We start from the raw sequence: 26798 nt of genomic DNA on the forward strand, positions 1-26798 counted from the left end.
CAGGCATCGGAACTAAACCGCTCCCCGACGCCCCCTTTCTTTTATCATACACTCAGCGGTGATCCGTTGGGCGGATCACTTCAAAAAACTTAAGGATGAAACACGCCTCCTATCGCCTGGACAAAGCGACCAGAAGAAAATTTATCAAGTTGAATCTAATAATTATTATTCATATTAACATTATTATATCTGTAAATGAATATTTATTCAGCGCAACGATTGATTTGTTTTTCACATTTTCGCCATAATGATATAAGTATAAATTCAAAAAACATAGATGAAAGGTTATCTTTCATGGATTAATATAAAGTTTTGTCTGGAGGTGAAATTGTGAGCCTATTACATATCCGCTATAAACAGCTAAGTGAAAAATACAATGAGCTGGACCCCGCCAAACAGCAACGCATCAAGGCGAAATTGGTCAAGCAGCTGAAACGCCAAAAGCGGATGGGCAACCTGTGGAACCGATTTTTGACTCGCCTTCGCAAAGACGGATGGAAAATCGTCGCCGTCTTGCTCAGCATCGCCGCTTTGGTCTGCCTCGCCTATGTTGGAGTCAAAGTATGGATGAACACCAAAGGCTTGCAGGCCGAGGAAAACGCCGCTATCATCACCGGCATTGTGGCGCTTGTCACCGTGGCGATCACAGTCTACTCCAATCGCCGGTCCCATATGCAAGGGCAACGCTCTTTTGTGCACAGCCGTATCTATGACAAAAAGATGGAGGCCTACACAAAAATTGCCCAACTGCTACACAATCTCAACATGGCGTATTTCGCATATGATTTTTCAGGCGAAGCGAAATACGCGGAAAGAATTCGCTCCCTGTTTGCACAAGTGATCGGGGAAGTGGTTCCCCAATACTTGCTGTTCATCTCCAACGACGTGTTGGATTATCTCAATGATATGGCGCATACCATGCCCAACCGCGACGAAGAGACGGAAGAGGAAATCGATGAGAAATACGAGCAGTTCCTGCTATACTATTACGAACCGCTGATGGATGAGTTCCGAAAAGAACTTGGCACCGAATCGATCACAAAAGAGCTGCGGGAAATGGTGGAATTTCAATCATCGGAAACATTCCACCTCTTCTGATCGCAAGCGGTTTAAGCAAGGGAGCCGTCCCCCTTGCTTGGCCGCAATCGATGTCATAAGCAGTGAGCGTCGCTTCAGCGCATCGGTTGCAACGCCTGTTTCTTCCGCTCCACAAATCGCGCCATCCGTCGAAAAGCTTCCCTTAACTCCTCAATCGATGTGGCATAAGAACAACGAATATGCCCCTTCCCCGTCTCCCCAAAAGCGCAACCGGGTACGACGGCCACTTCTTCTTCGGTCAACAATGCCTCGGCAAATGCTTGTCCATCCATTCCCAAATCAGTGACGCGTGGAAAAACATAAAAGGCTCCGGCAGGCACATTGCAAGGTAGGCCCATTTCCGCAAACGCGGACACCGCCAGCCGCCTTCGCTCGTCATATTGCCGTACCATCGCTTGGCATGGCCCCCCGCCGTTTTGCAACGCTTCGACAGCTGCAATCTGACTGATCGTCGGAGCGCACAAGGCTGTATATTGGTGGATCTTCAACATTTCTGACAACAGCGGTTCAGAAGCTGCCACGTATCCAACCCGCCAACCGGTCATCGCAAATGCTTTAGACAGGCCGCTAACCAAGATAACCCGGTCTTTGACGCAGGCAAAAGAAGCGATAGACACATGTTCTTTCTCATAGGTTAATTCGGCATAGATCTCATCGGAAATCACAATGAGATCACGCTCTTCAATGAAACGAGCAATGGGCTCCCAATCTTCCCTATCCATGATGGCGCCCGTCGGGTTATTGGGGTAGCAAAAAATCAAGGCTTTGGTCTGAGGTGTAATTACTCGCTCCAGATCTTCCACCGTCAGCTTAAATTCATGCTCAAGCGATGTTGGCACTTGCACGGGCACCCCTCCGCACAGTCGCACAATCGGACCGTAAGGCACATAGCTCGGTTCGACAACCAGCACTTCATCCCCTGGATTGATTAGCATCCGCAACGCCAAGTCAATGCCTTCACTAGAGCCGTTGGTCACCAGTATCTCATCATGCCGATAATCCAAAGCAAACCGTTTGGACAAATAAGAAGCAATTTCTGCAATCAACTCGGGCAATCCCCGGTTAGATGTATAATGGGTCATCCCCTGCTCCAACGCTTCAATCCCCGCTTTGTTTATGGACGGCGGCGTACTGAAATCAGGCTCTCCCACCCCCAGCGAGATCACGGAGGAATTTTGGCTGGCGATGTCAAAAAAACGCCTGATGCCTGACGGCGGGATTTGTTTTACGATACGCGATACCTTGTCGTGTATAGGCATATTTTTCACCAACTAATTCTACTCAAATATTCCTTTTTCATATACTTTAATCAATTTTCCCACAATATCTAATGTGCAGATAAAATGCGTTATTACTGCATTATACCAAAGAATTTTATATAAACGCCATAAAAAAGTGTCATTATACAATTTAAAACATGCACTATGCATCAACTGAGTTTCTTCTCATCAGCCAAACAGCAGGCTACTGCCTCTTCTTAGCCCATTTTACGAATTCCTCTTGAACCTTACGTTACGTCATGTTGTACATTCAAATCAGTCACTCGAAAGGAGCGTACCCAAGTGGCAAAACAAGTTTGGAAAGTGGGAGAGCTGGCCAAACAGACAGGCATCACCGTGCGCACGTTGCGGTACTATGATCAGTTAGGATTGTTGAAGCCCACTGAATACACCGAAACAGGACACCGTCTTTACACTTATCAAGATTTGCTCCGGTTGCAACAAATTTTATCGCTGCGGCAACTAGGCTTTTCATTGGAGGAAATCAAACAAATCCTTGAAAGTGGAAAGCTTATTCCACTAAAGCTGGTTCGTATGCATCGAGAACGAGTGGAAGAACAAATTCGGAAGCAACAGGAGCTTTATCAACAACTGGCCAATTTGGAACGTGCCCTTACGAGTCGACAAGAGCTAAGTGTAGAACAACTTATCCAATTATTGGAGGCGATGAAGATGACGGAAAAGCACTTTAATGAGGAACAGATGGAATATCTGAAAAAAAGAAGAGAAATGTTTGGCGAAGAAACAATTCAGTCCGTTGAGAAGGAATGGCCAGAGTTGATTGCCAAAGTGCGGGCAGAGATGGACAAAGGAACTCCTCCGACTGACCCAACTGTTCTGGCGCTGGCAAAACGTTGGCATGAGTTAGTCCAAATGTTCACAGGTGGGAATAAAGAAATTTTCCAATCGCTTCAAAAACAATATCAAAATCCAGAGATGGCCACTCAGACTTGCGGTGATCCAGAGTGCTTCCGATATATTGGCGAAGCGATAAACCACCTGGGATTAAAATGGTATTAAAAAATTGATTATTGACAATCGACCTCCTCTGATTGATTCAGGGAGGTTTTTCTTTGGAAAGGTATTAACTCGACTCACCTTCATCATCCCATTTACTCTAAGTAAGCAAAAAGATCACCCCCCGGCATGGCCGGAGGATGATCCCCTTGTGCGGTCAGAGGCTCATTTTCAAAATTTCCAACACGTCCGCTTTCCCCACTGGGTAGGTGAGACCGACAGTGCCGTCCCCAGCCGCTTTTTCAGCCATCAATTCCAATTGGCTGTCATCGATGTTATAATCCGCCAATCGGCTGGGAGCCCCGATGCTGTTCCAGTAAGACCGCAGGCGGTTGATACCCTCCTCCGCGATCTCACGATCTGTTTTGCCCGTTGGGTCCACTTGGAAAACGCGGATCGCCAACTGTTTCATTTTGGGCAATGCCTTATCTAAGTTATAACGGATCCAGTTGGGGAAAATAATGGCCAACCCGCCACCATGTGGGATGTCATAAACCGCCGACACCGCATGCTCAATTCCATGCGTACCCCAGTCGCCGGGCATTCCTTGCGACAATACGCCATTTAAGGCCATGGTGCCGCAAAAGAGGATGGTTTCGCGTAGCTCGTAATTCTCCAAGTCCTCTACCAGCTTGCTTCCTTCTTCCATCACGGTGATTAACAGCGACTCAACCATGCGTTCATTATATGGAACGTTGGGTGCTAGGCTGAAATAATGCTCCAACGCGTGTGACATCATATCCACAATCCCATAGACCGTTTGGTCGCGCGGTACCGAAAATGTGTGGGTGGGGTCCAAGATAGAGAAACGCGGGAACACCAGCGGAGAACCCCAACCCAACTTTTCTTTCGTTTCCCAATTGGTGATCACCGATCCACTGTTCATTTCCGAACCAGTCGCCGCCAACGTGAGCACCGTTCCAAATGGCAACGCCGCCGACGGCACTGCTTGTTTGGTGATGATTTCCCAAACGTCCCCGTCATATTTCGCTCCAACGGCGATGGCCTTGGTGGCATCAATGACACTTCCACCCCCGACTGCCAACAAGAAATCAATCTGTTCTTTTTTGCAGATTTCTACCCCTTTGTGCACCGTGGACAAGCGAGGATTTGGCTCGACACCTGGTAGCTCAAACACTTCTGCATTGATTTCCTTCAAAAGGCTGATCGTCTTGTCATAAATGCCATTTCGCTTGATGCTACCTCCGCCGTAAACCAACAACACCTTGGTTCCATATTGGGGCACCTGTTCTTTCAAGGCTGGGAGTGTATCTTTACCGAAAATCAACTTGGTCGGATTATGAAAAACGAAGTTTTGCAAGGTCCTGCCACCTCTTTTAGTAGATAATTATGTACCTCTCATTTGTTATTATATCGAATGGTCAAGTTTTTATCGAGCACTTTGTTTGCATAGCAAACTTGTTTACTCTAATCACAATAATAAAAAGGGAGCAACCGCGTAAATCGCCCTATGTCCATAAATTGAAGAGGATTCAACGCTTTACAACTTTGGACACCCAATCCCGCCACACCCTTCTAATCCAGCCGCGCACCACTGAACCGGACCTTGGCATGGGGCCAGATTGGAAAAGCTTCGCCGACGGAGAATTGGTGATCGACACGCGTTCCATCACAAATGCTTCATAGCCGCCCGTCTGATTTCCCTCGATGACGTACTTTTTAACCTGATCCAAGGTGAGGTCACGCAAGTACAAGCGCTTGCCCCACCCCCCATTCACATAAATGGCCGATTGACAATGCTGTACAGAAATGCGGTCCACGCAAATATATCGATCAGGTTCCGTTTCATCGGTTTCATGCGGATGGGCGATTACCAGTCCACGACGCAAGCCTCTCGCCGCCACATCACACACATGCAATCGATTTCCGACTGGCAGGAGGCGCACCGCCGCATTGTCCATCCCCTCGACATCATGCAGGCCCATTCCCGCTTCGGCCGTGAAGCGCTCAATCCTGCCCGACACCGGCGCTTTTAACCATACGCCAAAGCCATAACACAGTCCATTGCCGGGTCTGACATCCCGTTGCCAGGCGCAGTCGATGATATGAATGTTGGGATGCGTCAAGTCATAGGGATTGGCTGCTCCTTGTGTTTCGGCCACAAATCCCGACGAGCCGGAACAAAGCGACCGACAATGGCGAAACACCATATCTCCTCCCCATCCGTTATGGGTGAGCAAGAATGATACGCCGCGCCCCTCCATATCGGTCACCCCTTCCACCACCGCGTCAAATGTACTGTCCAGGTCTACCGCGTGCCGGGTGCGGCAAGCATACCCATTACGCACCACCACTCCCAGATTGCCACCAAAAAACTGGACGCCATATCCCTGCCCCGAGCCGAGGCGTTGCGGAGGCAGTATCATAAAATTCTCCACAGTCACATCCATGCTACGCCGCACTTGAATCGCGGATTCTACTCCCTGTTCGGCGTACAAACCATTGACATGAAAGTGACGCACTTGCTGGGCCAATATGCCGAAACCTTTGGACGCACCTTGCTTTAAGCGATAACGAAAATTGACTATCCGACAATGCATAAGCGGGGTGATCTTCACCACATTGACCCGCGCCACCCGTTTGGGCAGCCGGATGAAATCACACACCGTCAGCTTGGTAAACACTTCTTTAAACGAAACCTGTTCCACCGACAAAGAGCGGGATTGGACAGCTTGCTCTGATGGCAACCGGAGGAAAATCCGGGCGCATGTTGCTCCGCGGGGGGCAACCCAATTGCAACCCTGATGAACATGCCAACCCTTGTATGAAAAAGAGATCACATCTGAGCGGGCAATCATTTTCCCCTGCTTCCCTACCCATTCCACATAACAGCTTCTACTAACTCCATTATCGGAGATACCGTGCTTAGCGGACACTTCTAATCGGTAGAATCGCCCGGCTTCAACTGGGATCGGCTCAGAGCAAATCAGCGCGGTGCCACGAGGGCCAGAAGGGGAATCCTCCCAACTCTCCCAGACTCGCAACCCAGCGTTCTCCACCGCATCTCCCAGCAACTCCCGCTCCCGGAACTCAACCTCGGCGACTTCATGCACTTCACAGTTGATCTCTTGTTGTCCATCAGACGGGCGGGCGCTGTCATCGCTCAGCCAAATCACATCCCCCTCCTTTATGTCACGAGCGGCGGACGGCGGAAGATAAAGCGCACGATCCCCCCGTTTAGCCTCTCTTAGCATGGGATAGCCGTCAGCGCTTTTCTCCCCCGCAAACCGAAATAAAAACGCCGTCTCCCGATCACTCGCCTCTACCCAGGCTCCCTCGGCAAACCATAGGGAAATGGACTTGGTCACCGTGATTTCTTTCACCGCGTACAGACCGGCGGGAACAAATAACGTCCCGCTTGGAGCCATCGCCCGAATCGCTCGCTTAAACCGGCCCGTGTCATCCGTTTCACCGGGAAAAGGCGGAAAATCGCCCAACTGATAAATGACGTGACCTTGCATCTCCGATTCCGCTCCTCGCACTCAATCGTTTTCGCATGATTCCTGCTACGCATGTATAGCACACATACCACATATTATGAATCTCATCGCTTCAACTATGCTTAGGCTCGAATGAACAACCATCGTTTGCTCCTTCTCTTTTTATGTTATGATAGTGGCGTTTTCACCCCTATTCGAAAGGAGATCCGTTCATCTTGCATATCCGTCCAGTCAATCACACCGACGCTGACATGCTGTTTACCTTCTTTGAACAATTGGACCGCGAAACAAACTTTTTGCTGTTTGAACCTGGTGAACGAATCCCGTCCCGTCAACAGCAAGAAATCCGGCTTCAACAAATATTAGAGGGCGATTCCGAGCGCATGTGGGTGGTGACCGACGAACAGCTCATTTCAGGTTACTTGGGCTTGCGCCGCGGCAACGTGCGCCGCAACCGACATGCTGCAATCATCGCTATGGGCCTCTTGCAATCGTGTTGCGGACAGGGGTGGGGCGCGAAATTGCTTCAACACGCGGAATCATGGGCGCGAGGACATCAGATCCATCGACTTGGCCTCACCGTGATGACCCACAATGAACGGGCATTGCGCCTTTATCAAAAGCAAGGATTTGTCATTGAAGGCCTGCAAAAAGACTCGTTGCTGGTAAATGGGACGTATGTGGATGAATACTTGATGGCGAAGATATTGACATGACGACAAAGAGCCGGGCATCAACTACCCGGCTCTTTGCTTCGACAACTTGTTCATCATTTTAACACGCCTCTTTGGGCCATCTTCCGGCTATACAAGAAAAGAACTAGCATCATGAGCAGGATGACAATGTCAAAAAGCGCTGACCATGGCCCAAACACATGCCAACGATCCCTCAATGCAAACGTCAGAACATCTAAGCAAATTAAAGAAACAAAGCAAATCAGCGCCCCCGAAACCGCCCAACGAGAGCGAAATAAAAGGAGGATGGAAGCAATCAGACCACTGCTGATGCTAACGGCCCAGAAAACATTAAACAGAATGGGATAATCCGTAAAATATGCGACGACAGCCTCTCCGTGATTGTTCATTCTGTAATAAGCCGAATCGTGTCCAAGCATCATAAAGTAATCATAAACTCCGCAAGCATTGAGAAAGACAAAGAATACTCCGACGAGCCAAAGATGCCATGGCGTCCCAACCCTTGCTTTTTTCTTCTCCATCTCACACCTCCTTCTTTGAATACTAAAACCCTACGAAAAGGATAAGTTCTTCTTTTACTTATTCCCAGTTAACTATAAAGATGAAACGATCGATGATCTATCCCTAACAAATCACAGCTGAGTAAATAGGTCATTGATACCAATCGTAATGTTATCGGTGACTCTCTTTTTCGACTGGTAAGTGCGCGGTCAATTTTCCAATTGTAACGGGTTTGACAGAGTCAAAGTAAATCTCCCGAACATACTTGATATTAAAACCACCAGCGCCTGGTTTAAAAAATTTCCCCATCAACCCTAAACTTTCTTTTAAAGCTTGAATCTCATCCTCTGTTGCGATCCGTTTTTCTCCAACGGTTCCTGACAGCCTCACCCCTGGAGGAGCATCAAATTTTCTGGATAGAATGGACCGTAACAAAAACCATTTGCTGTTGTTAATAGCAAGAATACAGACTCGATGATTGTGTTCCAGGTTTCGTGTCATCTGAGAAGTAAAAATCTGAAAATACAAGCCTTTGGGCTCATCTTTATCAAGTATGAGTGACCCGATCGGCGTAACATGTGGAGTGCCGTCAGGGTTGACTGTAGCAAATGAAAATGCAAATGACTGAGAGGCAACATCTTTCCAAGTATACCAGTGTTCAAACGGTTGCATGGTTTTCCCTCTTTTCTTCATATCAGTTGAGCAAAAGCCTTCTCGTCTTTTTCCATCTCTTGCATCATCGGGGATGGGCCACCTCTTTGTTTATCATGATTCATGTACTCCGTCTTTTAGCTTAGTTACACGCTCGCCAAAGCAGATGCGAAGCCTCTTTTTGACAAAGCGAGCATGCAAAATAGGTCTTCCTGTCAATGACCGAGGCAACATCACTTTTCTGCGATAAGTCCCCACTTGTATGGTTAGCTCATCTCCACATTGTATTAGATTCATATCTTTACTGTTGACAAAGGGGATCGTGAGATAAAGGATCAATCCATCTTGTTCTTGCTTGATTTCCTCCACTTTTCCGACATAAAATATTTCTTCCAATTTCCTTTCTCCAAATGCGATATCCGCCAACTCATGTAATGCGCGCAAGCCGGACACTTCCCCATTCATAAGAGGCACTCGCAAAATCGGAATCGGATGAAAGGTGTTGGCAATCTCTTCTTCATATTGCATTTGTCTCTTTTTCCACTCGGCCAAATAACCAACATCCGCATCTTCTGGCAAGACACGATTAACAATAATGGCATCTGAATTAAACCCATATAAATTCAAATAGGTAAATGATCGCCTCGCCTCAGCAATAACCATTTTCTCTGGATTGAGAACGATTCGAACCGAAGTGATTGAATGGTCTAACAACAAACGCTGAACCCTTATAACTCGCCGAAATAATTTTTCAACACTGTCCATCACTTCGTTATCAGGAAGTTCTAATCCACCTGTTACCACTTTCGCCACTGGACGTGCCAGTTTTAACAAGCGGCGGTGGTGAGGGAATATTTTTTCTAACCACCAGGTTAACACGTTTGGATAGCTTAATAAGCGAAGTGTTTCTCCAGTAGGGGCACAGTCAACAATTAAGGCATCATATTGACCGCTTTCTACGTGTTCAAGGATTTTCAACAGACAAAATAACTCTTCCATGCCCGGGAAATGCATTATCTCTTCTTTATTGACATCTTCGAGTTCCGACCAATCGATAACTCGACCAAACCAAGCCTGAATAACACCCCAATTTCGTTCCGTCTCCAATAGGTTATCTACTTCTTGTCCCCATAAGTTGTCAAATATGGGCGTAGGATCTGGCCCCAGCGAAACTTGAAATGCATCCGACAAATTATGAGCAGCATCTGTACTCATCACTAATGTTCGTAACCCTTTCGATACCAAACGCGCCCCTGTTACCGCAGCAATACTCGTTTTTCCCACGCCACCTTTTCCCGTATAAATGATGATTCTCATGATTTCCTCCTGTATGAAATGGAAAGACGGAGTCAATGAATGATAATACGAAATTAGTTCAATATCGTACTAATCCAGCAAAAAGGAAACTTGGTGTTTCCCAAGTTACTCATCTTCAATGTGAATCCGTTTATATAGGGGCTTGGATTGCTCTTCTTTCTGTACAGGTTCTGTTTGCACCACTTTGGCCACTTTGAGCAATAAATGAATGAGTTGCTCCAGTTCATCTGGCGTAAGCACATCTTTAATTTTTCGAAGCACACCGTTTATCGTTTCAAGAATGCGATTGGCGAGCTCTTCCCCATCTGCCGTCAGTCGCAGACGAATGATGCGTTGATCATCTGCATCACGATAGTGTTGAATCAGGCCCCGCCTGGTCAAGCGTTGTCTGATATTCGTGAGAGTGCTTTTTTGGACACCCATATCCGACGCTAGCTGAGACATGGTTGCTTCTCCTCTTTGTTTTAGCATGAGAAGCGCAATCAATTCGGAACGGGTCACTTTTTTCAAAATTTCATTGATCTCTTGATCAATGAGTAGAGGTGTCATCCAATTTTTCAGAAAGAGCGATAATAACTGATTCATATAGCGTCTCCAATGAAATCAACAAATTACTTGATTTTATTTTAATACGATATCGTACCTTTTTTCAAGTAATTCATGACTCTCTTTTTAACCCTTCTCGTTACTGGGTAAATAAAAGAAGATTGTACTGATTGGCATGCCGAATAGGGAGGTTTAGCAATGCGTAATGAAGAAAACCCGACGAATCTGACCGACGAAGAAATGGAGCGAGTCGTAGAAGCATGGCTACGAAAACACCTGCCAAATCAAGCGGAAAAACTGATGTGTGAAATCGGTGCCGCTTTGCTCAACGAAGCGGCGACTGTCGGTAGCCTAAGGATGGATTCACGCACTTATTTTCAGGAAGTAGCTGGTGAACGCTGGTTAAGGCAAGCGGTGGAGTCAGGAAATCCGCAAGCGATGTATGAATTGGGCTGGCGAATGGTCTGCGGGGAAGCATGTATTGCTCGAGATGTAGATACGGGAGAAAAGCTCTTGCGGCAAGCTGCGGAAGCTGGAGAAACAAAGGCGATGTGGGAGCTGGGTTGCCTCTTGTTAGATGGGGAATACCTCCCCCGGAATGAACAAGAAGGCCGCCTTTGGTATGAACGAGCCATTGCACAAGGCAACACGGATGCCCTATATGACTGGATCATCCGCCTTTTAAATGGGGAAGGAATTGCCCCTGATCCGAAACAAGCCGAGCACCTTCTTCGTCATTTATCAGCAACCGGTATGCGCTCGGCAAAGGATATGTTGAAGAAAACCTTTCCTCCAAGTGAATGACCTTTCCCGCAAAATCGGATCACTTGTTATTTATATCTTGCTCTAGGGATATTCTCCTCTTTTGCCAGTCCCAGCAAAAAGTAAGCATGAGTAGACAATATTAGGGAAAAGCCCGATTTCTCTTTGAAATCGGGCTTTTCTCATCTATTTCACAGCAGGCATCACTCATGGCGGTCTAATACCACTATAGTTACAACTAAAACTCAAATATATCGTTACCTCTGACAATCCGTTGACCGATATTTCAATACCACTATGGTTACAACTAAAACTGCTGGATTGTTGTCGATGTCAACGAAGAACTTTGCATTTCAATACCACTATGGTTACAACTAAAACGAATTGCGCGTTGGCATCGAGAGAATGGAGCGAATATTTCAATACCACTATGGTTACTACTAAAACCGATAGCCATCATCCATCTTTACATAGAGTTTTACATTTCAATACCACTATGGTTACAACTAAAACCCGTATGTGAACTTCAGTCATTTCAAGCATTTTCATTATAACAAAAACCAAAATAATCTGTGAACCGTTCATGATGCAAAAATCCCGGGAGGTTCACAGACTTTTTAGCACACTAAAGGATATGGTACATCTCCAATATCCACTTCATCCCTTAATTCTTTTTAGCATATCTATACTACCAACATCAACTCAAATAGCCATGCCCGTCATCTTACCTACCTTATCTCGTTTCGGTAGAAATCACAAGTAGCAAGAAGGTCATGTGCTATGTTTAAAGCCTGCTGATCAACTCAGCAGGCTTTTTTTCTAGTGCATATCTGGTGGCCGGCAATAGAAAAACCGTTTTCCTCGCTTCTATCCGCCAACGTGCTACAGACACGACTTAAGGCGATAACATCTCTTTGATTTTGTTCTCAATCTCCAATGGTATGGAAGCTTGTCCCCCAGCCACATAGCCTTTGAGCAAGAAGTTGCGATTTTCGTTCAGGTATTGCTCCACTACTGGCGGCAAGTCGGTCGTCGTGGTCAGCAAGATTGGAGAAGCGTTGCCGTAGTAGACAAACGCGGCCAGCGGGGTGATAGATAATGCGTCAGAGAAGACATCTCCCCGCGCAACCAGAAAGTGATGCGGCTCCAATTTGAAGTATTTCGCCACATTGACGGCCACTTCGTAGCGATCCTTGCCGCCGATTCGCGACACTTTTCCGAATGCAGCCAGCTGGGAAGCGACGTTGTCGGACACAGAGCCGGGTCCCCCAACGATCACGAACTTGGTGTAGTTGGGATGATTCTTTAAGAACGTGACCACCGAGTCTGGTAAACTCTGGGCTGTGGTCAGCAACAAGGGCATATTACGCCGCCCCGACACTGCTGAAACCGACAAAGCATCGGCAAAGTCCTGACCACTGGCAATGAGGGCGGTATCCCCGGAGGTGTTAAATTTGCCGGCGATACCGGTCGCCACTTCATAACGGTCCTTGCCGTCAATACGGCTCACTCCAATGGAGAGATCGCGCAATTGTTTTTCAACATTGGTAGAAACGGATGAGGTTCCCCCAACAATGACCGCTTGCTTCGGTTGGAGTTGACGAATGCGGTCTATCGTTTGTTGTGTTAATCCGGTAGAGGGGGTCAAAAAGAAGGAATATGCTTTATTGGCGGCGTATGCCCCCGCTCCCAGCGCATCAGCGAATTGGGTGCCACTAGAGATAACGATGGTACGCCCGGTGGGATCAAATCCGTCGTGGACATTTTCTTGCAATGCTTCCACCATGGCTAGATTGCTATTGACAGCCACTTCGTAACGGTCTTTGCCACCGATTCGCTGAAATTCAGGGAACAAGGGATGATAATCGATGTTCAACATATTGCCGTTAGCATTATAGGCATAAAAGTAGACGCCGCCATAAGTCGCTTCCTTCTTACCAAGCGTGAATGAAAACTTGCCGGAAATGGTTTTTTGCCCATCTTCCATATAGTGGGCGTATGCCTCGGTGGCATTCGTTTCGCCGGTGAAGGTGATAGAAGCGCTACCAAGAGGCAACCTCGGTTGCTGTTCAGTAGGACTGGTGATGTTCAGCAACGGCAAGGTGGTATCCGGCCGTCCGGCGAATGTCAGCCCGCTGATGACAAAATGATATGGTTTTTTGATCAAATCATCACTGGGGTCCTGATCGTGCAAAATATCTTCTGTAATATACATCCGATATTTCCCGGCAGGTAGCGTGTCCCCGTCTTTATAGAAACGTGTCTGACAATCATCTTGTCCCTCTTCGCATACGGACGCAATAGAGTAGCTCAAGCGGTCGAAACCGGTCTTAATGTCAAGATTGATCGTTCCTTCTGTGACGGTCTGAAAGTGGTAGACATGCGAGATACCTTCATTTACTTCTCCCTTGTATTCGACTGGGTCCGTATAAGGTTCGGCGGTGGAAGTGCCTACAAGGGATTCTGCGCGCTGAAGCATCATCCGGTCCAAGGTTTGTTCGTTTTTTTGTTGTTGCGTCATGCCGGTCTCTGTGCGCGGCAGAGGGATGGTCTGGGCAAAAGAGGGTGGAACAACCAGCAAACTTCCGATGGTTAAAGCTAAACCAGTGAGGAGGAAGATTTTTTTGGTTTGCCTCTTCATTCTCTCCATGTCATCTCCTTTTAAAAAATTGATTTCATATGAATTTATTCGTGAAATCAAGATATTTTTTGTCATGGTAGAACCGGTTTTCCTTGTCGAAAGAAAGATTGCTCTGCACCTTAAGCAAGGTAGGCTGGGTAGTGCAACAACGGCTAAAGTTGCATTTCTTCTTTTATCTGTCCATAATAAGATAGGAATATATGTTTGCATGGAAGGTGATTCACTGGTGAAGAAAATTTTGCATATGGATCTCGATGCGTTTTTCGCCAGTGTAGAACAGCTTGACCGCCCCGAATTGAGAGGGAAGCCAGTGATCGTTGGTGGCCGGGAGAAACGGGGAGTGGTGTCCACTTGCAGTTACGAAGCCCGGGCGTACGGGATACGTTCGGCTATGCCGATGGGGATGGCTCGTAAGAAATGCCCGCAAGGCATCTTTTTGCCGGTGCGGTACGAACGGTACCGTGAGAAGTCGGCGGAGGTACGCCGAATCTATGCCGCTTATAGTGACCGCTATGAGACTGTGGGATTGGATGAAGTCTACTTAGATGTCTCCCATTATGACAATGCCGTTCCCATCGCCCGTGAAATCAAGCGGCGGATTCAGGCAGAGACGGGGCTAACCTGTAGTGTGGGTTTATCATATAATAAATCCTTGGCCAAAATCGCCAGTGATTTAAAAAAACCGGATGCGTTTGTAATCATCAGACCGGAACAAGCGTTAGAGATTCTAAAGGATTTGCCAGTCGGTGCCCTTCATGGCATCGGCAAAAAATCTCAGGAACGGCTAGCGAAAAAAGAGATCTTCACCATTTCCGACTTTTGGCGACTCTCCCTGGAAGAAGTGGTGCGGATGTTTGGCAAGTTCGGCCATGCCCTGTATTATCGGGCACGGGGGCAGGATGACCGAGAAATTGTTATGGATCGGGCACCCAAGTCGCACAGTCGTGAAACCACATTGCCTGAAAATTTGTTTGAGCGGGAGGCTGTCGCGGAAGTAGCTAGAGAGCTGTTAGCGGAAGTGCAACGGGAGATTGCCGTTGAGAAGGTGACCCCGCAGACCTTGACCCTAAAAATCAAATACGCTGATTTCACGTTGCGCTCCAAACAGCGGACAACTGAGCCTGGCACCGATTGGGAGAAAGTATTGGAAGAGTTGCTTGATGCCTTTGATTATACAGCGGGGGTTCGGTTGGTTGGGGTGGGTTTTTCCAACTTCTTAGAATCGATGGTTGGAGGCTATGAACAATTGACGCTCCCCCTGGAGGAAGGGTAAACGGTTGTATGGCATCGAAAGCCAGCAAAGGCGACCTTATCTGTCGAAGGCCGCCTTTGCTGGCTTTTTATCGTTACCGGTCGGACACATAGATGCAATAGGTGATCCATTCCCCACCGTCATTCGCTTCAATCACTGCTTCGCCCTCTTTCAAGCCAGTAACCCTCAACCGTGGGTAAGAATATTGAAACCAGGTTTCAATCACGCCATCACTTTCACCAAAGTGAACAATGAATTGATCGCCATACAAGTAAAGATAGGAGCCTACATCCAAAAACTTCTTTTTATCACAACTTTGGATGACAGCGTCACTTTCTTTCACGGCGGCGTGCGCGACGTTTCCGCTGACGAGCAAGGGGGCCGCCAGCAGCGTGAATGCGGTTAACCATGCAACAACTTTCTTTTTCATGCGTTTTCCCTCCAGATGTTTAATTTTTTGTTATTGCAGTAATATTATAACATCTAATTATTATAATTTGTTGTATGTTAAATTTTCCAAAATGAAGCGATTGATTCAAAGTGGTTGGTACACCGCGAATGAACACGAATGAATAGATGAAAAATGATAATAAAGTAGCAATTAAACGGTGATAAGAGGATGAAATGTACAAGATGTTTAAATAGCTTTGGCCATTTATTGGCTCATGCTGCCAATCTACCTATATATCCTGTTCTATCTGGTGGTATATACATAGTTATGGACATAAATCAACCGTCTGTATTACATCGACAGACGGCTCTCTTAAGATAATGCTTTTTTACTTTTGAACATCGATTAACCCTTGGCTCTCCATAAAGCGCCTTTTTTTCATTAGTGAATCATATATAAATTCACCTGTATGTCGATCAAAGCTCGCAGTAACCAACAATAATGGAGAGGTATTCGGGATATTTCCTGAAAAACGGATGATAGGCAGATGATCAAAGACATATTGAGGATCATTGCGTACGATATCCCATTTCCCTTGTAGATGTACCCTGAATACTTCTCCAACATAACGTAACAAAGCATCTAGAGTCATTTTTTCTCGATCGTCCAGCATGGCATCCATTGAAGGATAATTTGCCAATATCCAACCCTCTAAGCGTAGTAACGATTCCGGCGAATAATCCAGATCAAGATGATGAAGTGCCTTCTCTAACTTCTCTAACTCATCTGGAAGTAGCATTAGCCATTCTTCAAACCAATCCTCGTTGTGATCATTTATTTTTTCTACCAATCGAACACCTCGATGTTGAAGATTAGGCTACTGGTTATTCCATCCAGTAGCTTTATTTTCTTGCTAGCAAATGCTCCACCCGCTCGATCGTCTTTTTAAAACCCTCCAGATTTCCAATCATAAACCGGCTAACCTCATGCTCCGCCCCATATCGCGTGACAATATCGTCTATCCGCTCTTTCACAGAAATCTTTTTCCCCACTGGCGATGTATGCAGATCACAATAAGTAATCAAGTCAATGAACAGCCGATCGGTTTCATCCAACCATTGCGCGTTGTAAGCATAGATCGAAACTAGATCCTGCCTTGTCTTTTTCACACTTTCATATGCTCCCGAGTGAAATAAGACGGCCGCAATCACTGGTTTAGGAAAACCGCATTGTTGTGCAAAAAACGCTCCGTCAAGGGGATGATAATCATATTGATTTAGCTTGTCGCTGTACCCAATATCATGCAAAAAAGCCGTTTGCAAAAGCAGATCCTTTGTTTCTTCTTCCATCTCTATTTGTGCCAATACCTCCTTCATCCGCTCCACAACGCCAAGAATATGCTTATAGCGATGACGATCTGGCGGAATATATTCACTTAACTCCTTCTCATCCATCACAACTCGACCCACCTCTTGGGATTGCTCCAATAAAAGAACGTCCGACAATTGCTGAAGATTGCGATCATTATGCATGTGATCCCCTCTTCCTTTTCAATAATAAGTGCCGTGTTTAACTAACTTCATCAGTCATCAACCAGCTGCTGTATGGCAAGATGACTTTCTCCTTAGCCACTTCAATTTTATATTACAGTGCGATTTTTTGTGTGAAATTTCGTTATCCCCCGGGTCAAGAGAGTTCAATCTACCATCTTGATACTTTTATACATAGACGGGATTTATTTTATTTCTCGGAGCTAGACTAAATATTCACTCCACTAAAAAATAATCAGAATAAAAAGGATTTCCCTGCATATCATAGTAATTAATTACTTAATACTATCCATTCGGTCAGAAAAGAAAAGGAGGATGTTCAATGAGTGATGAGTTGAACAAAAAATGGTCTCAGCTGCCCGATGATGAGAAGGCTGAACTTCTCAACTGGGCTGAGTACAAAAACAATCGAAACCGCCACAAAAGGCTAGATGTCGTCACCTTCCAACCTCATATAGCCGGGGTCTATCAAATCATTTGTGGCGTTAATGGCAAAAGATACATCGGCCAGTCTTCCTGCATCAATAAACGGATCATTAGCCATCGGACATCATTGGCCAACGGGTATCACCCCGCTCTGAAGTTACAAACCGAATTCCACAAGTATGGTCCCGGCGCCTTTGAAGTTGAAATCATGAAAAGATATCTGACAAGAAAAAGAGAAAGCAACGGGAAGCGTTTTGGATCGCAATGTATCCCTTTTCTAAGCTCTACAACACGGAACAAGATTATGACCGGGCAACGCAGGCCAAACGGAAAAACAAACAACGGATATCGTTCTACCAACCCTCGCTATTTGAACTCAGTTAGTCTTTTCAGCTAAAGTTATTAAAATAGCCAACCGACACTCACGGCTGGCTAAACGTTCCGGGGTATTATGTTAAGTCGCCGAAAGGCAAATTTTTGCCATATAAACGTCCTTTTGCCTTAGGCCGGTTCGAAAGTACACTATTTTTTATAAATAAACGTAGCATTCAACTCATCTATCAAAAAATAACCAATCGCAACGATTGTAGTAAAAATATAAAATTGTTCTAGATTATGGCCAATCGATAAAATAACACTTCCAATCACACCAGAAATCATATAGAGAATCAACTTAACAATATACTTTGTTCCACCTTTTATTTTTTTGGTTATAAAATCAAAAATGATTGATGTCAATTGAACGGGATAGCGCCTCTTTGGCGTTTATCGCCACCCCACGGAGAATATTCACACTTGCACGCAAATAAAATAAATCATATAATTAGTTAGTCAGATAACTAACTAAGGAGGGTAATGCTCGTGGCTAAACCCAATGGCATATCGAAACAGGAACTCATCGCCTCAGCAATGCGATGCATCGCCGAAAACGGCATCGGCAAATTGTCGCTCAAGGCAGTAGCCGAAGGTGCCGGCGTTACGCAAGGAACCGTGTATTACCATTTCAAGAGCAAGGAGCAATTGTTGTTTCAAATTGTCAAAGAAATATGTGAAACTTCATGGAACGAGCTCGTCAACACGGAACATTCTGATCTTAAACAAGCCGTCGCGCAAGCACTTCATTCGGCCCGAAGCCGATGCGATTATGAGTCATTCTATCATCAAGTGCTCCTATCGCTCGTCGTCACCAGTTTTCATCACCCAACCATGCGTGAACAACTGGGGACGTTGTTTCAGAAGGAGAATGATTATCTAGCACAATTACTTGATCGGCTCGGAGCCGAATTTCTCCCCCCAGAGGTGTCCCCGCAAACCGCAGGCATTTTATTCAATGCCCTGATTGACGGATTGGCTCTGCAAGCGTTGTTAAATCGAAACTTTCCTGCTGATCTTGTTTACAGCGAGTTGGAATCTTTGTTAACGAAGAGAATCAAAAAGAATGAAATATGAGGTGAGTTTGATGGTGTATTTTCCATTATTCGGCACTTCGCTTTGGCTCATCGCCACGCTGATCTTCCGGGCGTTCGGTACCAATCTGCTTAATGTGGAACGTCCGATTGTCCTTGTCGCTCTATTCGCCGCCGTGCCCATCATGGCGATTCCGCTCTTGCCGGCGCTCAAGCGCATCCCTGTCGACAAGCGGCTGCCCGGTACAGTGTTAATCGCCCTTCCCGGGATGTTGCTTGACATTTTCAGCTTAATCTTTCACGAAAGCGTATTTCCCGCGCTTGACCCTCAGCAAATCACCTTGCTTGCCGCATGGTTACTGTGGGCATATGGAATCATCATCAGTTGTGGTTTCATCAAAAAACAATTCACCCCAAAAAGTTGACTTAAGTGTCGATGATATGCCCCACAACCCGTCTGTTTAAACATAACGCAAAGAGCCGGACAGCTGATGCCCCGGCTCTCTTCTATCTCCGATGGTCTATCAAACAAAATCAAGCAACCCTTTTTTCAAAGCATAGCGAACCAATTCTGGCCGCGTTTTCAAATGCAGCTTTTCCATGATGTTAGCTTTGTGTGATTCGATCGTTTTAACTGATAAGACCAGTTTCTCAGCGATTTCTTTGTTCGTGTATCCCTGGGCGATCAAACTCAGCACTTCTTGCTCCCTCTGCGTCAAAATATGATAATCCTCCAACTGTTCCCCTTTTTGCACACGGTTGAGAAATTCTTGAATCAACATTTTGGTGGCTGAAGGGTATAAATAGGCCGCGCCTTGGGAAACAGTTTGTATGGCCCGGATCAACTCCATATCTTTGGCGTTTTTCAATATGTATCCAGAAGCGCCCGCGTGCAATACCCGAAACAAGTATTCTTCATCATCGTGCATGGTGAGGATCAATACATTGATCTCCGGAGCAGCTTCTTTCAGTTTTTTGGTGGCCGTCAACCCATTCTCTCCAGGTGGCATGCTTAAATCCATCAAAACGATGTCCGGCTGAAGTTCTAAGGACAGATCCACCGCTTCTTTGCCATCCATCGCAGCCCCAACCACTTCCATGTCGGGCTGAGAATTGATAAGCAATGTCAGCCCTGAGCGGACAATGGCATGATCATCCGCGATGAGTACCCTCGTCGGCATGAACAGACTCCCCCTCTCTGTCTATTGGTATACGAACATACACCATCGTGCCTTCATTAGGAGCTGATTCGATCCGCAATGCTCCCCCCAACAGCGCGGCCCGCTCTTTCATCCCGTACAAACCTAATCCGGTCCCCTCTCCCTCCACCTGGGACGGATCAAAGCCTCTGCCGAAATCCTCGATGAACAGGCGAACCTCTGCCGTGGTGTCAATTAGGCTGAGTTTGATTTTGTCGGTAGCCGCGTATTTGGCTGCATTGATCATCGCCTCTTGCACTATCCGATACAATGCTGTCTCAACGGTGGACGAATAGCGGCGTTTGGGGCCTTTCACCACAAGCTCCACCTTAATACCGAAAGTGGCTTCAAATTTTTTGGCGTATGAACGGATCGCTGGCAAAAATCCCAAGTCATCAAGTGCCGACGGCCGCAAGTCGGTAGCCAGGTTTTTCACTTCATCCAGCGTCTGCTCAACCATCGCTTGCACATCAAGCAAATGCCTCTTTTTCTCGTCATCAAGTGGGAGATGGTTGATCACTTTCAAGCCGATCAGAATGCTGTACAGCGCTTGCCCGACACCATCATGCAGTTCGCGGGACACTCTTTTACGTTCCTCTTCCTGCGCCTGAATGATTTTATTGGTGACAAGCCGATGATACCGCTCCCGCTCAGTGCGTTGCAATTGCGACATATCTCTGATGACGATGACCATGCAACCCAGCGGATCTTCGGGCAAGGTCGCCGCACTCGCCGTCACCGGATATTGTCTGCCATCCTTGGCCCTGATCTGCATTTCAAAGGAAGACAGCGACTGATGGTTGAAAAAACAGCCTGTACAGCTGGCCTCCTCCACACACGTCGCAATTCCTTTACAAATCGAGCAAAAAAGGATGTTTTTCAATTCTGACCGACTATATCCGGTCAATGTCAGAGCGGCCTGATTGGCTTCTCGGATTACACCGCCGGACTGAACGACAAAGATCGCATCCGCCGCGTGCTGAAAGATGGCCTCATAATAAGAAGGAACAACCAAGTCGCTCTCGCCGCTCAAATAAGTCATCATGTGTCGCCCCCTCCTCCAAACAGATCGAATGGCACCCCTACCGCCCGGGGGTGCTTGCTATGGATCACTGAAATGTAACCACCACTCTTAGTCTACCTTGGAGCAGGCAGACTTCGCCATGGGGGAATTCCCTGATGGGTGCTCCCCCGTCATGCCTCTTTTCCCATCCAGCGCCCACTTGTACAGACAACCGGGGTTAACCAATGCTCAACCTTCTCAAGCAAGCCTTTACTTTGCCACCGGCGACAAAATCGAGCGCTTCCTTGACATCCTTTCTCGTTCCCACAATCGAGCCTTTAATTCTGATTCCAAACAACACCTTGTCGAATTGCGGTACTTTCAACTCCTCATGGGGACTCCAAACCAGGGCAACCGTTCCGCCCCGCCGGACGACCAAGTATGATTGTCGGAACGGATTTTTCCTGATATCCAAACAGAGGGATGTATGCACACCTCCGATTTTTTGCATAATCACGGCAACGGGATCCGTATCTTCAGTATCCAAAACCATGTCGGCCCCCGACTTTTTCGCCAACTCTCTGTTTTCTCGCTGTTCATCCACTGCTACTACCCTCAAGCCCATCGCTTTAGCGTACTGCACGGCAAGATGTCCCTGGCCCGCCATTCCAAACACAGCTACCCATTCACCTTGTTTGACGCGGCTTTCTTTTAACGCTTTGTAAATCAAGACGCCCTTGCAAAAAATAGGAGCCGCCTCTTGAAAATGCAGATTTCCAGGAATTTTGACCACATGCGAAGCCGGGAAAACGCCATAATCGACTCCGTCGCCGAACACCTCTTCACTGTCTTCCAACTGATGTTCGCACATCCTTTCCTTTCCGGAGCGGCAATACCCGCATTCGCCGCAAGCAGAATGAAAACAGGGAAGGCCAACACGATCACCCACGGCCAGCGATGAAACCCCTTTGCCGATGCCGCATACGATCCCCATGTATTGTGGCGAAGGGCGATTGGAAGCCGCTGTGACACAGGCGGTTGAGTGACATCCTATGTGACACCCCCCGCAGCAATCATGCATTCGTATCAATACCTCACCAGATCCAATCAAGGGCGCAGACATCTCTTTCAGTTCAAGCTGGTTGAAAAACCGATTCACAACAGCCACTTTCATTTTACTCCTCCTACATAACCGATGTTGGTTAAAATCCCCACCGCAAAGTGATCCGTTGAGTTGGCTTTCTTTATTTATGGGTAATGGCCGATCATGGTCATAGACGAACGGTTGGTTGTGTTAATCTGTATCCGGTCTTCCGGCAAAGGACGATCCAATGGACTCTCCGCATTCCGGTCGATTGGCATGCCGCATTTGCCAACTCTTCACGTCTATCTTAAAACATCGGGTCGTAATTGTATTTCAGGGAATTCACTGATCCAGCGTAAAAATCTACCGGACATTTCGGTAGCGATTCCCGGCCGTCATTTTTTATACTTTTTAATTTAATATATTGATTAAATAAGCGAGTTATTGCATAATTAAATTAGAAAGGAATACCGATTACATAGGAGGGTTCTGAAATGGCGAAATTCGAACAGCCCGCATTGCCTTACGCTTTTGACGCATTGGAGCCGCACATTGACGCGCAAACCATGGAAATCCACCATGACCGCCATCATGCCACATATGTGAACAACTTGAACGCCGCTCTGGAAGGGGTGGAAGTGAGCGCTACTTCCGTAGAGGCCTTGATCTCCGACCTGAATGCGCTGCCGGAGAACGTGCGCACCGCTGTTCGTAACAATGGTGGTGGCCACGCCAACCACAGCCTGTTCTGGGAAATCTTAAGCCCCAACGGCGGCGGTGAGCCGACTGGTGAAGTGGCTCAAGCAATCGCGGATACCTTTGGCGGCTTCGACAACTTCAAGAAACAATTCACCGATGCAGCGGCCAAGCGCTTCGGTAGCGGTTGGGCTTGGTTGGTTGTGAAAGACGGCAAGTTGGCTGTGACCAGCACCCCTAACCAAGACAGCCCGCTGATGGAAGGAGCTACACCGATCTTGGGCCTGGACGTATGGGAGCACGCTTACTACCTCAAATACCAAAACAAGCGCCCCGCTTACATCGAAGCGTTCTGGAATGTGGTCAATTGGGATGAAGTAAACCGGCGCTATCTTGCCGCGCGCGCATAACTTTCATCCTATTACGCCAGCACAGAAATGAACGGCTGAGCCATGTGCGTTCAGTCGTTCATTTCATTTAAAATCATACTGATTATTACCAAACGAAGCAGACTGACGTTCCCACCTCTGGCAATGAAATAAGCCCTCCTGGCAATGGAAGGGCCTAATGCTTTATGTGTATTGGCATCCATTGACTGTGTGCGCTTTTCGACGTAATCATTATGTAACCTTAAGCTTGTGGCGGTTCGCCATACAGATATTTCATCCCGCTTTCACCTCCGTTTTTTTATTTTCTACAAATTCAGTTATTTAACCTTCTTTGGTTGCAATTTACACCGAATAATATTAAAAATATTAATCGTGTTGCTTGCGCAAATAGTAAATGCTACAATACGGATAAACCAGCGAAAGGAGAGTGCCCACATGAAAAAGAAATCACTGGAGTTTTCGTCCAAAGGGGTTGGGTACTCGACTGCTGTTTTTTACAATCTTTCTAATCACGGGATCAGCCTGTCTAAAAACAAAGCTTGCCAACGACTCGTCATCCTTTGATCAGAAAGCTTATAAAATGAAGGATGGATCACACGCCACGGGTCGTTAGCCCCGTGGTTTCGTATATCGCAATACCAACGCCACAGGGCCAACCTGTGGCGTTTTTTTATCTAGGACGAGTGTTTGGGGCATCAACGAGGAGGTTATGGCAAATGGAATTAAAAGGGAAAGAAATCTTCGTCCGAATGCTAGAAGTTGATGACGCTCCGGCTTTGGCGCGTCTTGAAACGGAAAACCGCGATTTTTTTCAAACATACACCCCCTTGCGCGACGAAGCGTTTTACACTGTGCAAAGGCAACAGGAACTGCTCAAGCAAATGAAGAAAAGAAAAGCTGCCGATCTAGAATACTGGTTTGGGATCTTCCTGTCGAAAAACGGGGAATTGATCGGCAAAATCACCCTTTCAGAAGTGATGCGACATAACTTGCAGAGTTGCTGGATCGGGTATTATCTGGATAAACGTCACAACGGCAAAGGCTATATGACCGAGGCCGTCCGCCTTGTCGTCTCCTATGCCTTCAACGAACTGAAATTGCACCGGATTGAAGCAGGAGTGATGCCTCATAACCTCGGTTCAATCCAAGTCTTGAAAAAAGTGGGATTCCACACCGAAGGTATCAATAAAAAAAATGTGCGGATTAACGGAAAATGGGAAGATCATGTGCATCTCGCCATCATCAACGAAGAAGATTGAGGAAAACAACAAAAAATGACTTGAGTGGCATAGCGCCTCAAGTCATTTTCCCTTCTGCCCAGTTTGCTGACACCCGCAGCAACCGGCCTTCCTGCGCATCGGCGACCTAGCTGATACCAAAGTGCCGTTTGGCCAATTCATTGAAAGTTTCCTGATCAATCTCTTCTTTCGTCGCCTGTCCGTCAACCCACCACGTGAAGGAACCTTCTGTTAACGTCAACCTTCCCCCTTCCGTCAATCGGGTGATTAACGGCTTTTTGTTAAAGGGTGATTTTTCGTGTTCGGCGATGATGGTTTGGATCTCTTCCAATTCTGTAGCCTTTTGCACCGGGTGTTTGGAATCAAACGCATAACCGATCCGCCAATCCTTGTCGGTATGCTTTATTTTTATTTTCAAAACATGATCACCGTATTCGGTATCCATTTGTTCCACCCGAAACTCCCCATTCGGCGATGTGACGGCCTCACCGCTCATCGGTACGGGGCGTAAGGGCAAATTCCCCCCGAACCCGGTGTCCACTAGATAGGTTTTTCCTTCATGTGTCAATAAGATGACAGCATGTGTTCTCCCCACTTCCTCAAAGTCTTGATTTTCGGCGTTGTACACCGCCCCCTTGACCATGATCGCATTAAACCCATGCTCCAACAAGAAATAGTAAAAAAGCGTGTTTAATTCATAACACAGGCCGCCTTCATTTCTCACCAACACTTTGTCGATCAGATTCTCTTTGGTGATAGCCTTCCTTTCCTTGCGGATGACGCACAAATTTTCGAACGGGATGGTCGTCGCTGTCTTTTCTAATATTCGCCCCAAGGCTTCAAATGTGACTTTTTCATCGACGGGAAACCCAATTCGCTTGCAAAACAATGCATGCATTTTCAACGTCATAAATAACCACTCCTAATATTGCGTATTTTTCTACATTCTATAAATACCCCAGCCACCTCTTTTTCAATCCTTGGAAATTACGAAACAAAAAGCCAAATTCGTCGTAGTTCCTTTTTAAGCAACGGCGGACCCGGAGTTTATGTTGTTCATACAAGTCACGCAAGCGCGATTTTGAACGAAAGTCCAAATCATTGGTCAACATAAAACCTTCTTTTCGGTATAACAGCCATTCGCCATGCTCATTAGCACTACCATGTTTTTTTCATGCGCGTTAACCCCTTTTCAAAAAGACATCAAAGGGGTTAACGCATCGCTCGTGATTACACCTTCCGTCTCCGGCGCGGTGTCGGGGTCGCCGCCGGACCGGTTTCAGTTCCAGCCGCCCTTCGCGCCTCCGTCCCCATCCCCGTATCTGTCATTGTCGGTGCTACTTTGGACGCATTCAAGCTACGTTGCAACGCTTCCATCAAATCGACCACATTGTCTGTTCGCGGCGCAGCATCTGGCTCTTCAATTTCCTTGTTTTGAATTTTGGCTTGAATCAACTCTTTGAGTGCTTCTTCGTAGTTGCTCTTATAGTCGTCACCAAAATTCTTGCTGATTTCCTCTATCAATTTGGTGGCCATTTCCAATTCCGCTTCACTTACCTCTGTTGCCGCAATCCCCTCAATTCCGGGCAAGCCTTCAACCGCTCTCACTTCAGCCGGATAATGAATGATGTTCAGCAAGAGGCAATCTTTGTGAACCCGAATGACCGCCAGATGCTCACTGGTGCGAAACGCAACTTTGGCGACTGCCACCTTCCCTGTCCGGTTCATCGCTTCATGCAACAGCTTGTACGGCTTCCCTCCATATCCCCCAGGCCCCAGATAGTATGATTTCTCATAGTAAACCGGATCAATGCTATCTTTGTCTGTGAAATGAAGAATCTCAATCGTGCGCAAGGTGGGCAAAGGCAATTCGTTGATGTCGTCATCAGTGATAATGACATAGTTGCCTGGAGCGTATTCATAACCGCGAATCACCTCTTTGGCTCCCACTTCACGGTCACAGACCGGGCACCATTTTTTGTATTGAATCGGGTGCTTACACTTTTCATGCAAACTGCGGAAGCTGGTCTTGTGGTCTTCGGTTGCCTTGTACAGGCTGACGGGGATATTGACCAACCCAAAACTGATACTCCCTTTCCACATGGATCGCATGGACATCCACCCTTTCGCTCTTTTCACTTATGTTCTCCAACCTCTTCCTGAATCACTCAGCGCCCCAACGCATAAAGGCTTTT

At 46.8% G+C, this 26798-nt stretch carries 27 protein-coding genes; 11 read left to right on the forward strand and 16 right to left on the reverse strand.

Annotated features, from left to right (window positions below):
* Positions 1 to 330: 330 nt before the first annotated feature.
* The gene (locus CLV36_RS06645) at positions 331 to 1098 is read left to right on the forward strand and encodes a hypothetical protein (RefSeq protein WP_106342108.1); all 768 of its coding nucleotides are present in this window, start codon (positions 331 to 333) and stop codon (positions 1096 to 1098) included.
* Between the two features lie 74 nt (positions 1099 to 1172).
* Here the strand turns inward: CLV36_RS06645 and CLV36_RS06650 are convergent, their stop codons facing one another.
* Complete coding sequence (locus CLV36_RS06650) at positions 1173 to 2357, reverse strand: aminotransferase class I/II-fold pyridoxal phosphate-dependent enzyme (RefSeq protein WP_106342109.1); 1185 nt, start codon at positions 2355 to 2357, stop codon at positions 1173 to 1175.
* 303 nt (positions 2358 to 2660) lie between these two features.
* On the opposite strand from CLV36_RS06650, the gene CLV36_RS06655 reads away from it, so the two are divergent.
* Entirely contained in the window at positions 2661 to 3398 is a 738-nt protein-coding gene (locus tag CLV36_RS06655; RefSeq protein WP_102992537.1) for a MerR family transcriptional regulator, read from the forward strand.
* 154 nt (positions 3399 to 3552) lie between these two features.
* Here the strand turns inward: CLV36_RS06655 and CLV36_RS06660 are convergent, their stop codons facing one another.
* Positions 3553 to 4716, reverse strand: coding sequence for an iron-containing alcohol dehydrogenase (locus CLV36_RS06660; RefSeq protein ID WP_106342110.1), 1164 nt, complete (start codon positions 4714 to 4716; stop codon positions 3553 to 3555).
* A 172-nt stretch (positions 4717 to 4888) separates the two neighbouring features.
* On the reverse strand, positions 4889 to 6877 hold the full coding sequence (locus CLV36_RS06665; RefSeq protein WP_106342111.1) for a hypothetical protein: 1989 nt from the start codon (positions 6875 to 6877) through the stop codon (positions 4889 to 4891).
* Positions 6878 to 7071: 194 nt separating this feature from the next.
* On the opposite strand from CLV36_RS06665, the gene CLV36_RS06670 reads away from it, so the two are divergent.
* A complete protein-coding gene (locus CLV36_RS06670) occupies positions 7072 to 7572 on the forward strand; it encodes a GNAT family N-acetyltransferase (RefSeq protein ID WP_106342112.1) in 501 nt (166 codons plus the stop codon).
* A 53-nt stretch (positions 7573 to 7625) separates the two neighbouring features.
* Here CLV36_RS06670 and CLV36_RS06675 read toward each other — a convergent pair whose 3' ends face one another.
* From CLV36_RS06675 to CLV36_RS06690, 4 genes are all read right to left on the reverse strand, one after another.
* Entirely contained in the window at positions 7626 to 8072 is a 447-nt protein-coding gene (locus CLV36_RS06675) for a hypothetical protein (protein WP_106342113.1), read from the reverse strand.
* Positions 8073 to 8223: 151 nt separating this feature from the next.
* Entirely contained in the window at positions 8224 to 8724 is a 501-nt protein-coding gene (locus tag CLV36_RS06680; protein ID WP_181352854.1) for a pyridoxamine 5'-phosphate oxidase family protein, read from the reverse strand.
* Positions 8725 to 8817: 93 nt separating this feature from the next.
* Positions 8818 to 10020 (reverse strand): ArsA family ATPase, encoded by a 1203-nt coding sequence (locus CLV36_RS06685; RefSeq protein ID WP_106342115.1) that lies wholly within the window; start codon positions 10018 to 10020, stop codon positions 8818 to 8820.
* A gap of 105 nt (positions 10021 to 10125) precedes the next feature.
* Positions 10126 to 10605 carry a MarR family winged helix-turn-helix transcriptional regulator gene (locus CLV36_RS06690; protein WP_106342116.1) on the reverse strand — a complete coding sequence of 160 codons (480 nt, stop codon included), beginning with the start codon at positions 10603 to 10605 and terminating at the stop codon, positions 10126 to 10128.
* Positions 10606 to 10764: 159 nt separating this feature from the next.
* Here CLV36_RS06690 and CLV36_RS06695 point away from each other — a divergent pair, with 159 nt between their 5' ends.
* Positions 10765 to 11370 carry a tetratricopeptide repeat protein gene (locus CLV36_RS06695; RefSeq protein ID WP_106342117.1) on the forward strand — a complete coding sequence of 202 codons (606 nt, stop codon included), beginning with the start codon at positions 10765 to 10767 and terminating at the stop codon, positions 11368 to 11370.
* Between the two features lie 853 nt (positions 11371 to 12223).
* On the opposite strand, the gene CLV36_RS06700 is transcribed toward CLV36_RS06695, so the two are convergent.
* On the reverse strand, positions 12224 to 13978 hold the full coding sequence (locus tag CLV36_RS06700) for a cell wall-binding repeat-containing protein (RefSeq protein ID WP_181352855.1): 1755 nt from the start codon (positions 13976 to 13978) through the stop codon (positions 12224 to 12226).
* A 217-nt stretch (positions 13979 to 14195) separates the two neighbouring features.
* Here CLV36_RS06700 and dinB point away from each other — a divergent pair, with 217 nt between their 5' ends.
* The gene (gene dinB, locus CLV36_RS06705) at positions 14196 to 15242 is read left to right on the forward strand and encodes a DNA polymerase IV (protein ID WP_106342216.1); all 1047 of its coding nucleotides are present in this window, start codon (positions 14196 to 14198) and stop codon (positions 15240 to 15242) included.
* A gap of 73 nt (positions 15243 to 15315) precedes the next feature.
* Here dinB and CLV36_RS06710 read toward each other — a convergent pair whose 3' ends face one another.
* From CLV36_RS06710 to CLV36_RS06720, 3 genes are all read right to left on the reverse strand, one after another.
* The gene (locus tag CLV36_RS06710; protein ID WP_106342119.1) at positions 15316 to 15651 is read right to left on the reverse strand and encodes a hypothetical protein; all 336 of its coding nucleotides are present in this window, start codon (positions 15649 to 15651) and stop codon (positions 15316 to 15318) included.
* Positions 15652 to 16000: 349 nt separating this feature from the next.
* Positions 16001 to 16462, reverse strand: coding sequence for a hypothetical protein (locus tag CLV36_RS06715; protein WP_181352856.1), 462 nt, complete (start codon positions 16460 to 16462; stop codon positions 16001 to 16003).
* Positions 16463 to 16514: 52 nt separating this feature from the next.
* Positions 16515 to 17144: an HD domain-containing protein gene (locus CLV36_RS06720; protein ID WP_106342120.1), complete on the reverse strand. Its 630-nt coding sequence runs from the start codon at positions 17142 to 17144 to the stop codon at positions 16515 to 16517.
* 340 nt (positions 17145 to 17484) lie between these two features.
* Here CLV36_RS06720 and CLV36_RS06725 point away from each other — a divergent pair, with 340 nt between their 5' ends.
* From CLV36_RS06725 to CLV36_RS06740, 3 genes are all read left to right on the forward strand, one after another.
* Positions 17485 to 17985: a GIY-YIG nuclease family protein gene (locus tag CLV36_RS06725; protein ID WP_106342121.1), complete on the forward strand. Its 501-nt coding sequence runs from the start codon at positions 17485 to 17487 to the stop codon at positions 17983 to 17985.
* 464 nt (positions 17986 to 18449) lie between these two features.
* Entirely contained in the window at positions 18450 to 19037 is a 588-nt protein-coding gene (locus CLV36_RS06735; RefSeq protein WP_102992551.1) for a TetR/AcrR family transcriptional regulator, read from the forward strand.
* A 10-nt stretch (positions 19038 to 19047) separates the two neighbouring features.
* Positions 19048 to 19419, forward strand: a complete 372-nt coding sequence (locus tag CLV36_RS06740; RefSeq protein ID WP_181352858.1) for a DUF5367 family protein — start codon at positions 19048 to 19050, stop codon at positions 19417 to 19419.
* 99 nt (positions 19420 to 19518) lie between these two features.
* Here CLV36_RS06740 and CLV36_RS06745 read toward each other — a convergent pair whose 3' ends face one another.
* From CLV36_RS06745 to CLV36_RS06755, 3 genes are all read right to left on the reverse strand, one after another.
* The gene (locus CLV36_RS06745; RefSeq protein WP_102992553.1) at positions 19519 to 20175 is read right to left on the reverse strand and encodes a response regulator; all 657 of its coding nucleotides are present in this window, start codon (positions 20173 to 20175) and stop codon (positions 19519 to 19521) included.
* Positions 20147 to 21238 carry a PAS domain-containing sensor histidine kinase gene (locus tag CLV36_RS06750; protein WP_106342123.1) on the reverse strand — a complete coding sequence of 364 codons (1092 nt, stop codon included), beginning with the start codon at positions 21236 to 21238 and terminating at the stop codon, positions 20147 to 20149. Before CLV36_RS06750 ends, CLV36_RS06745 begins: the two co-directional genes overlap by 29 nt.
* A gap of 196 nt (positions 21239 to 21434) precedes the next feature.
* Entirely contained in the window at positions 21435 to 22370 is a 936-nt protein-coding gene (locus CLV36_RS06755) for a zinc-binding dehydrogenase (protein ID WP_106342124.1), read from the reverse strand.
* A 404-nt stretch (positions 22371 to 22774) separates the two neighbouring features.
* Between CLV36_RS06755 and CLV36_RS06760 the strand changes: the two genes are divergently transcribed.
* The 3 genes from CLV36_RS06760 to CLV36_RS06765 all read left to right on the forward strand — a co-directional run bounded on the left by CLV36_RS06760 (position 22775) and on the right by CLV36_RS06765 (position 24624).
* Positions 22775 to 23386, forward strand: a complete 612-nt coding sequence (locus CLV36_RS06760) for a superoxide dismutase (RefSeq protein ID WP_106342125.1) — start codon at positions 22775 to 22777, stop codon at positions 23384 to 23386.
* A gap of 414 nt (positions 23387 to 23800) precedes the next feature.
* Entirely contained in the window at positions 23801 to 23929 is a 129-nt protein-coding gene (locus tag CLV36_RS17830) for a hypothetical protein (protein WP_281257240.1), read from the forward strand.
* Positions 23930 to 24081: 152 nt separating this feature from the next.
* A complete protein-coding gene (locus tag CLV36_RS06765) occupies positions 24082 to 24624 on the forward strand; it encodes a GNAT family N-acetyltransferase (protein WP_106342126.1) in 543 nt (180 codons plus the stop codon).
* Between the two features lie 106 nt (positions 24625 to 24730).
* Here CLV36_RS06765 and CLV36_RS06770 read toward each other — a convergent pair whose 3' ends face one another.
* Both CLV36_RS06770 and ku read right to left on the reverse strand, forming a co-directional pair.
* Positions 24731 to 25513: an arylamine N-acetyltransferase family protein gene (locus CLV36_RS06770; protein WP_106342127.1), complete on the reverse strand. Its 783-nt coding sequence runs from the start codon at positions 25511 to 25513 to the stop codon at positions 24731 to 24733.
* A gap of 320 nt (positions 25514 to 25833) precedes the next feature.
* Positions 25834 to 26715 carry a non-homologous end joining protein Ku gene (ku, locus tag CLV36_RS06775; protein WP_106342217.1) on the reverse strand — a complete coding sequence of 294 codons (882 nt, stop codon included), beginning with the start codon at positions 26713 to 26715 and terminating at the stop codon, positions 25834 to 25836.
* Positions 26716 to 26798 lie beyond the last annotated feature (83 nt).

This window comes from Laceyella sediminis (genome assembly GCF_003003125.1).
Lineage (GTDB): Bacteria > Bacillota > Bacilli > Thermoactinomycetales > Thermoactinomycetaceae > Laceyella > Laceyella tengchongensis.